General features: G+C 59.9%; 3 protein-coding genes and 1 pseudogene. All 4 read right to left on the bottom strand.

Features of this window, described 5'->3' with window-relative positions; genetic code table 11:
• A partial coding sequence (locus ACTNB2_RS08755; protein ID WP_441044932.1) for a PTS mannose/fructose/sorbose/N-acetylgalactosamine transporter subunit IIC occupies positions 1 to 645 on the bottom strand: 645 nt, incomplete at its 3' end.
• A gap of 60 nt (positions 646 to 705) precedes the next feature.
• Complete coding sequence (locus ACTNB2_RS08750; RefSeq protein ID WP_427719850.1) at positions 706 to 1,188, bottom strand: PTS sugar transporter subunit IIB; 483 nt, start codon at positions 1,186 to 1,188, stop codon at positions 706 to 708.
• Between the two features lie 57 nt (positions 1,189 to 1,245).
• Entirely contained in the window at positions 1,246 to 1,665 is a 420-nt protein-coding gene (locus ACTNB2_RS08745; RefSeq protein ID WP_441042600.1) for a PTS sugar transporter subunit IIA, read from the bottom strand.
• Positions 1,666 to 1,711: 46 nt separating this feature from the next.
• A pseudogene (locus ACTNB2_RS08740) lies at positions 1,712 to 1,964 on the bottom strand (SIS domain-containing protein); the annotation flags it as partial.

The following is a 1,964-nucleotide window of genomic DNA, read 5'->3' as shown; positions in this document are numbered from 1 at the left end:
GTAGGAGCACAGCAGGAAGCCCAGGAAGTAGAAGGGCACGAGCTGCTTGGTGAGCACCAGGCGGCCGAGCATGGCGAAGCCCATGGCAGGCAGGATGTTGGCGGCAACGCCAAAGCCAGCAAGGACAAAGTCGGGGATAAAGTCGAGCACGCCCTGGATAGCGTCAGCACCCAGATAGAACGACAGCGAGCACAACAGGAACGCCATGATGATACCGGTGGAACCGATCAGGAAGTGCATCGCATAGACGCCCTTAAGGTTGCCCCGGGCAGAGAAAACATCGGCGCGGTCAACCAAAATCGGCAGGGCGGCGTTGAGGATGTTCTTGATGGCAAGGCACAGCGTGGCGATGGGCATAGCGAGCGCGATGGCTGCCTCGGTGCTCTGGCCCAGCTGGATAGCGAAGGCACAGGCGAGCACGCCGCCGATCGTCTCATCGGGCGGCACGTAGGCACCGATGGAGATCGAGCCCATGAACAGCAGCTCCAGGCTCGCACCGATCGCGAGGCCGGACTGCAGGTCCCCCAGCACCAGGCCCACGAGCGGGCACAGGACGATGGGGCGGAACGCATAGAGCGTACCGAGCTGGTAGTCGAACTTACCAAACGCGGCGATAAGTCCGATGAGGATTGCTTGGGTAAGCATACATCCCCCTTTCCTAATAGGACACTACGAAGAACCCGCAGGCTCTTCGAAATTAAACGCCTAGAGCACGCTTGCGCAGTCGACCTTGGGGTCGTCGGCCAGAGGACGAATCTCGACCTCGACGCCGCGGCTCAGCATCTCGCGCACATCGGCTTCCTCGGCCGCAGTCAGGAAGATCTGACGAGAGACCTGACGAGCATCGGGGCGCTTCTCGTCCTTGGGCTTGGTGTTGCCCAGGTTGACCGACTTGATCTGCGGGCAGCCCTCAACAAGCTGCTTTGCCTCAGCGATGGTGGCGACGCAGATAATCATCTTGTATTTGTCAGTCACACCCGAGTTAATGGCCTCGATGGCATTCGCCATATCCTTGATGACGAGCTTGCAGCCGGCAGGCTTGCCCATCTTGAGCGTCGTCTTCCACACCGGGTCGTTAGCGACCTTATCGCCCACGCAGAAGATGCAGTTGGAGCCGAGGCCCTGAACCCAAGAGACCGCGACCTGGCCATGAAGCAGGCGATGGTCGACGCGAAGTAGCTGAATCATAATGTGACCCCCCAAAGGTCTTGTGCCGTCTTACGGCGTGTCAGTAGGTGCTGCGGATTAGAACTCTTCTTCCTCGTCGTCATCGACCAACAGGTCGTTGACAAACTTCACGCGCGTATCGTCCGCAGCGACGATGGCGCGAATCGTCTCCTCAACCGGCGCCGACTCGTCAGAGAACAGCAGCTGGATGAGGAGAGGAAGGTTCATGTTGGTAACGAGGTACGTGCGGGGACGCGTCTGGACGATCTTGGTGAACTCGTTGTTGACGCTGCCGCCAAAGAGGTCGGTGCAGACAACGACATCATCGTCAGCAGCCATGCCTGCCAGCAGTTTTTGGGCCTCCTCGGCCACGTCCATGCGGCCATCGACGAACATCGAAAGATCGTGGACGTTGTCGCGAGCGCCCGAGAGCAGCTCGATGCTCTCCTTGATGCCGGTAGCGAAGTGCGCATGGCTGGCGATGATGTACTGTCTCATTCTGTGTTCCTCTCAATAGCCCGGCGCGTTCCCGCACCCGTTTTCTTTAGTAGTCGAACTGGTGATAGTAGCGACGATACTTGAGGTTGTGCTTGGTGACCGTCTCGTAGTAGCGAGCCAGGCGGTCGGTAACGAGCACCGTCAGAATCCACGGGGACACGATGACGCGGAACTCGTCGTCAAGGCCCGGGATCGCGAACTCGGCGGTGTCGATGACGTTGATGTCGGTGTCGCCGGTCACGCCGCGGGTCAGGAAGGCGCGGACGCGCTCGTCGAGCTTGCGGTTCTCGTCCTCGCCC

Source organism: Collinsella sp. HCP28S3_G2 (assembly GCF_052065125.1).
GTDB lineage: Bacteria > Actinomycetota > Coriobacteriia > Coriobacteriales > Coriobacteriaceae > Collinsella.
The sequence above is the reverse complement of the archived record's forward strand: the minus strand, read 5'-3'. Positions and strand labels throughout refer to the sequence as shown.

What these genes read in the sequence shown, in the direction of transcription:
- ACTNB2_RS08745 (WP_441042600.1), bottom strand. Translation starts at nt 1,665, where the DNA reads ATGAGACAGTACATCATCGCCAGCCATGCGCACTTCGCTACCGGCATC.
- ACTNB2_RS08750 (WP_427719850.1), bottom strand. Translation starts at nt 1,188, where the DNA reads ATGATTCAGCTACTTCGCGTCGACCATCGCCTGCTTCATGGCCAGGTC.